Raw genomic sequence first — 5,634 nt, 5'->3', positions numbered from 1 at the left:
CATCCCTGCCCACTGTCGTTCATCGCTGTCCGCTCCCGCAAGATCGGCCGGATCCGTCGGCTCATCGTGTCATCACTCGATGGATCGTCACCGATCCCTCGCGATGATCCTCGATCAGGATGCCCACCCGGCGCCATCTCGAACATCGGAACAGCATTTTCATCCGGCGGACGCGTCGGTGGCCGCGCCGGTAGGCTTCGCCCTGTGTCCCGGACGGATTCCCCGGTTTCGCCCGGGCGGCTGCTGGCCGTCAGTGACGTGCATGTCGCCTACCCCGAGAACCGGCGGATGGTGGAGGACATCGCACCCGGATCATCCGGCGACTGGCTGATCCTCGCCGGTGACGTCGCCGAGACGGTCGCCGATATCGAGACGACGTTCAAGCAGCTCAGCGGGCGTTTCGCGAAGGTTGTCTGGGTGCCGGGGAATCACGAGCTGTGGACTCCCAAGCAGGACCCGGTGCAGCTGCGCGGCGAACATCGCTACCGGCATCTCGTGGAGATCGCCCGCGGGCTGGGTGTCGTCACCCCGGAGGATCCCTATCCGGTCTGGGAGGGCACGGGCGGTCCCGTCGTCGTCGCGCCGTTGTTCGTGCTCTACGACTACACCTTTCGTCCCGCCGAAACGGCGACGAAGGAGGAGGCGCTGGCCCTGGCCCGGGAAAGCGGGATCGTGTGCACCGACGAATGGGTGCTGCACCCGGACCCGTATCCCACCATCGACGCCTGGTGCCAGGCCCGGGTCGCGCAGACCCGGGCGCGCCTCGGCGACATCGATCCGACAATGCCAACGGTGCTCGTCAACCACTGGCCACTCGTCCGTCAGCCCACCGCGGTACTGCGGTACCCCACATTCGCGCTGTGGTGCGGCACCACGAGCACGGCCGACTGGCACACGCGGTTCCGGGCTAGCGCGGTCGTCTACGGTCATCTGCACATTCCCCGCACCACCTGGTACGACGACGTCCGCTTCGAGGAGGTCTCGATGGGCTACCCCCGGGAACGCGCGGCGTGGGGCAAGCCATGGTCCGGGCTACGGCAGATCCTGCCCTTCCCCGCACCGCCGGCCCGCCGGGACTGAGCGCGATGCCGGGATCGAGTTCCACGCCGGGATCGAGATTGGCGCCGGGGGCAGGCTCGGCGCCGCCGAGGGCGCCGGCTTCGACGTCAGTAACGGGTACCGGGGTAACGGGTAGCGGAGTAAAGAGGGTGGATCCGCGCCTGCTTGCGAGCCTGCTGCCCGCGGCGGCCGTCGCCGTCGAGGCATTCGAGGACGATCCCTCGGCCGTGCTGTTCCCCGAGGAGGCCGCGCTGCTGAGCCGCGCGGTCGACAAGAGGCGCCGCGAGTTCACCACCGCCCGGGTATGCGCGCATCGCGCGCTGGAGGGGCTCGGGCTTCCGGCGGCGCCGATCCTGCCCGGTTCCCGCGGCGCACCCGGCTGGCCGGACGGAGTGGTGGGAAGCATCACCCACTGCGCCGGCTACCGGGCGGCCGCGGTGGCCCGGGCGGCGGAGGTCCACACCATCGGCATCGACGCCGAGCCGAACGAACCCACACCCGGCGGGGTGCTGAAGGAGATCACCGTTCCCGCCGAGGAGGGCTGGCTCGCGGCCCTCACCCGCACCCGCCCGGCCGTCTGCTGGGACCGGCTGCTGTTCAGCGCCAAGGAGTCCGTCTACAAGGCGTGGTACCCGCTGGCGGAACGTTGGCTTGGCTTCGGAGACGCCGCCCTCGTGATCCACCCGGGCACCGCACCTATGGGCCCGCCGGCGCCGGGCCCGGCCGCCCGGGGCACCTTCACCGCGAAACTCCTGGTGGCGGGGCCGCGGCTAGCCGGCGGTGAGCTGACCGGCTTCGACGGTCGTTGGCTCTCGGCCCGCGGCCTGCTGGTCACCGCGATCACCGTGCCGCACCTGGACGGCACCCCCGTGACGACGGCATCCCCCCAGACGCACCCTGCCTATCCAGAGGGATAAATCGGGCACGAAAGGCTCTGGAAAGACAAGGAACCGGATCCTGGTCAACCGCCGCCGCACGGACCCGCCGAACGCGACGCTAGGCAGACGCGACGCTAGGCAGAGTCGTCCACGTCCACGACAATCTCCCCGCCCAGCACGAAGCCTCCGGACAGACGCAGGTCGTCACCGCTCCAGAACCGCCCCGGGTCGTACCAGTTCGGATGGCGACCGGACGGCAGCAGGCCCATCGCCTCGTAGGTAACAGCCACGACCTCGGCGCAGTACGCGGTCTCCAGCGCGTACTCGCTCATCATCCGGCGGGGACGCGGAAGCCGGCCACGCAGCCAGCGTGTCGCCAGCCGGGCCGTGGACGGAAACGGCGTGCCGTCGAGCCGTGCGACGGTCCGCAGCACGGCATCCTCCTGCTCGGCGCGGACCGCGGGCTCAAGCTGACGCAGCCAGGCCCGCTGGCCGTAACGGCGCGCCCAGACCTCCACCGCCGCACGCAAGTCGTGCAACTGCACGCCGCGCTGATGCGTGCCCGCCCAGACGTCCGGCAACGATTTCCCCAGCTCGGCGTGCCACATCAGCGGCGGAAGATCGTCAACGACCACCGCCATGCCGACATGGTTCACCGGGCTGTTGGTCGTCGTCTGGATCGCCCGGTCCACCGCCGTGCGGCCGCGGAACAGCCACAGGTCGCCGGTCCGCGTCAGTTCCAGGGCATCGGCCAGGCTGATCCGCGAATCAGGCATGCCGGTAGCATGCCGCAGCCGACGCAAGGGCGCCCTAACCTGGACGGATGAATCGCGCTCGATGGGGAAAGCTGCTCGGCGTGGCCGGACTCGCCGGAGTGGCCGCCACCGGCGTGCTCGTCGCGCGCAGCCAGCGCCGGCGGGTCGCCTACTCCCCCGAGGAGGTCCGCGCCCGCCTGCACGCGCGGCTGGCCGCGTCCGACGCCCCGCAGGCCGACGAGAATGGTTCCACCCTTACCTGATCCTCGGCATCGGGCTCACGGTGCGTTCTCACTCCGGACCCGCCGGACCCGCGCAACCGGCCGCGCGGCGCCGCAAATCGCTGGACGGCACGACTGGGAATGATGAGATCGAGCCATGAGCACCCGTACCTTCCGCATCACCGTCCGCGGCGCCTTCGACGGGCTGACCGATGACCAGCGCACCGAACTGCTGGCCCACGCGGCGGAACACGACATCCTGCAGGCCGCGTTCACGCCGAAGGGCAGCCTTACCTACGACATCGCCACCAGGCCCTTCTTCACCTTCCGTTTCTTGGATTCCGGCGAGACCGAGGAGGACATGGTGGCCGCGACCGACCGTGCGCGGGCGACCGCCGCAGCCTGGCTGACCGAACGCGGCTACCGCTACAAGAACCTCCGGTCGCAGGCCGAGGATCTTTCCGAGGTCCCGTTGGGTGCCCGTGGACGGCGCGCCGCCCGACAGATCTGACCGGGTCTCTGGGCGCGGGCAGCCGCGGTCGTCGCCGAGCCGCGGATCGATGCGGAGATGGTCGATGGTGTCGTAACCGTGGGCGGAGGAGGTGAAGATCGGCCCGAGCGCGAAGCCGGACGCGCCGAGCCGGCGCACAGGCTTACTGCGGTCTTCGGGTCTGGGAGGCTCCCTGAGGAACGTTCACCGCCCGTTCTGGAGGGCACGGACGGTGCGCCATCAGTGCAGCGGGACGGTGTTGAGCGCCCGGTGCAGGCTGCCGAACTGCTTGTGATGTTCATCGAACGGCACCGCGACGGTCTGGATCCCGAACCGGGACAGCACCGGTTCGGTTCAGGGCGCACTCGCCGTGGATACCAGGGCGGCCGGCTCCGGCCGGAGGACCGCTTCTGATTCCGGCCGGAGGACCGATTCCGGCGGCGCGAAGGCCGGCAGGAAGAACACCCCCGCGGCGAAGGCGGCGACCATGTCCGGTGCCAGCGGACAGACGGCGAGATTGATCGTTCGCAGGGCGTCGACCAGCGTCGTCTCCCGGCCGGCGACGCCGTCGCGTTCCACCACCGCCGGGGCGTGCAGCCGATCGGCGGCGACGAGGGCGATCCCCGGGCCGAGGCCGAGCCAGGAGTTCAGATGGGGCTGGCCGTCACGCCGCAGCTCGTCGCGAACCCGCACCACGTGACCGAAGCTGGCCAGCAGATGCGGACGCAACAGCCCCCAGACTGCCGGGCTGATCCGCCAACTGGTGCCGAGGACGGCCACATCGCCGCAGCTCACCAGATCCCCGCCTTCCAGGAACAGCGGCTCCGGGACGCGGACCTCGGCCGATCGGCCCCGCAACCCGCGCAGCACGGCCGCCATGACGACTGTCTCGCGGGCCCGGTCCCGGCGCCGCAACCGGCCGACCGCGACCGCTTCACCGAGATCGACATAATGATCACGGGGAAACATCAACCCGGCCAAGGGACGCAGGGCGTAGCTCTCGTCCGCCTAGTCGGGACCGATCACGCCGCGGGCGGCGCCGGGGTCGAGCAGCAGCCGCGGCTGGCGCAGCACCACCGGCACCAGCGCCGGCGCCGACCAGTCGTGGAGCGCCTCGCGGGCGGCGGCCATTCGCAGGTCGTCCTCGGCGCTGACCGCGCGGACGGCGAGCTCGATCAGGACCTCCCGGGGCAGCGCCGCGAGGATCTCGGACGGGGCACAGGGACGGGCCCCAAGGTCGGCGAGCGCCGCTCGCACCGCGGCGGACTCGGCCGCGGCCCGGACCGGGTCGTAGGACGGACGGGGTGCCAGGAACACCGACGTCTCGGCCGGCTGCACCACCGTCGGATTCTGGATGAGAACCGTCGGCCCGGTCATCCGGTGACCAGGTAGCGACCGCACCGGCCCGGCACCCCCAACACCGACACCCCCGCCGCGACGGCAGCACCCGCCACGGCGCACCCTCGGCCCCCATCAGCCAACGAGGAGAAAGGAACGGAAAAGCGGAACACAGCCGCGGGGAGAGCGTGGAAGCAACAGCCGCAGACAGATCGACGGCGATGTCCGTACTCGCCCGCCGGACGCCGACCCATATGCGAAGAATCATCTGTCCAATTTCTCGCTGGCGCGTTCCACCTCGGCATTATGCGACCGGGACGCGGAGCCCGGGATACCGCGAGTACGCGACGTGCCGATCGGGCAGGCGTTTACGTGTTCATAATCAGGGTGAGCGACGGCGGCAACGGAATTAGATCCGCATGACAGCCGCGCCGAACGGAGCCCCTGCTGCCGCCGCCGCCACGCGCACCAGCCCGGCGGCGCGTGCCGCCGTGGCCTCGGCGTCCATCGGGGTCGAGCCGACCGCCAACACCTCGCCGATGCGGTCGCCCGACGAGCGCAGCGGCGGGATGGACGTGCCAGGGGTGACCGCCAGCGATACCCGCCGCACCCCGGGCACCGCCCGCGCGACCTCGACGCCGTCGACCGCGTCGACCCGACCGGGCGGGGCACTCAGGAAGCGGATCGCCGCGGCGGCGCTCGCCACCGCGGCCGGCGCGGGCTGCCCCCCAGAGAGGATCTCCAGGTAGTCCGCGACCAGCGAGGTTCCGTAGGCCAGGTCGATGAGTTCGACCAGGCTGTCACCGGGGATCCGCCCGGCGCACTCGATGAGCACCGGGTCGTCCGGGCAGCGGGCGGTCAGCATCCATTCGGCGTGCAGGATGCCGTCCCGG

The 5,634-nt window shown here is 70.9% G+C and carries 7 protein-coding genes and 2 pseudogenes; 4 read left to right on the top strand and 5 right to left on the bottom strand.

Features of this window, described 5'->3' with window-relative positions:
* The first annotated feature begins 204 nt into the window (after nucleotides 1-204).
* Both ACY45C_RS16645 and ACY45C_RS16640 read left to right on the top strand, forming a co-directional pair.
* Nucleotides 205-1,080 carry a metallophosphoesterase family protein gene (locus ACY45C_RS16645; protein WP_462188488.1) on the top strand — a complete coding sequence of 292 codons (876 nt, stop codon included), beginning with the start codon at nucleotides 205-207 and terminating at the stop codon, nucleotides 1,078-1,080.
* 140 nt (nucleotides 1,081-1,220) lie between these two features.
* Nucleotides 1,221-1,976 (top strand): 4'-phosphopantetheinyl transferase family protein, encoded by a 756-nt coding sequence (locus tag ACY45C_RS16640; protein ID WP_462188493.1) that lies wholly within the window; start codon nucleotides 1,221-1,223, stop codon nucleotides 1,974-1,976.
* 95 nt (nucleotides 1,977-2,071) lie between these two features.
* On the opposite strand, the gene ACY45C_RS16635 is transcribed toward ACY45C_RS16640, so the two are convergent.
* On the bottom strand, nucleotides 2,072-2,713 hold the full coding sequence (locus tag ACY45C_RS16635) for a hypothetical protein (RefSeq protein ID WP_462188487.1): 642 nt from the start codon (nucleotides 2,711-2,713) through the stop codon (nucleotides 2,072-2,074).
* Between the two features lie 47 nt (nucleotides 2,714-2,760).
* Between ACY45C_RS16635 and ACY45C_RS16630 the strand changes: the two genes are divergently transcribed.
* Nucleotides 2,761-2,955 (top strand): hypothetical protein, encoded by a 195-nt coding sequence (locus ACY45C_RS16630; RefSeq protein ID WP_462188486.1) that lies wholly within the window; start codon nucleotides 2,761-2,763, stop codon nucleotides 2,953-2,955.
* Between the two features lie 115 nt (nucleotides 2,956-3,070).
* Nucleotides 3,071-3,424: a DUF6204 family protein gene (locus ACY45C_RS16625; RefSeq protein WP_462188485.1), complete on the top strand. Its 354-nt coding sequence runs from the start codon at nucleotides 3,071-3,073 to the stop codon at nucleotides 3,422-3,424.
* A 27-nt stretch (nucleotides 3,425-3,451) separates the two neighbouring features.
* Here ACY45C_RS16625 and ACY45C_RS16620 read toward each other — a convergent pair.
* From ACY45C_RS16620 to ACY45C_RS16605, 4 genes and pseudogenes are all read right to left on the bottom strand, one after another.
* Nucleotides 3,452-3,595 (bottom strand): annotated as a pseudogene (locus ACY45C_RS16620) (alpha-amylase); the annotation flags it as partial.
* A gap of 162 nt (nucleotides 3,596-3,757) precedes the next feature.
* The gene (locus ACY45C_RS16615) at nucleotides 3,758-4,393 is read right to left on the bottom strand and encodes an arginine deiminase family protein (RefSeq protein WP_462188492.1); all 636 of its coding nucleotides are present in this window, start codon (nucleotides 4,391-4,393) and stop codon (nucleotides 3,758-3,760) included.
* Nucleotides 4,394-4,411: 18 nt separating this feature from the next.
* Nucleotides 4,412-4,744, bottom strand: a complete 333-nt coding sequence (locus ACY45C_RS16610; protein ID WP_462188484.1) for a hypothetical protein — start codon at nucleotides 4,742-4,744, stop codon at nucleotides 4,412-4,414.
* 406 nt (nucleotides 4,745-5,150) lie between these two features.
* A pseudogene (locus ACY45C_RS16605) lies at nucleotides 5,151-5,634 on the bottom strand (ATP-grasp domain-containing protein); the annotation flags it as partial.

This window comes from Frankia sp. CcWB2, assembly GCF_977927585.1.
This window is presented reverse-complemented; position numbering and strand designations above follow the sequence as displayed.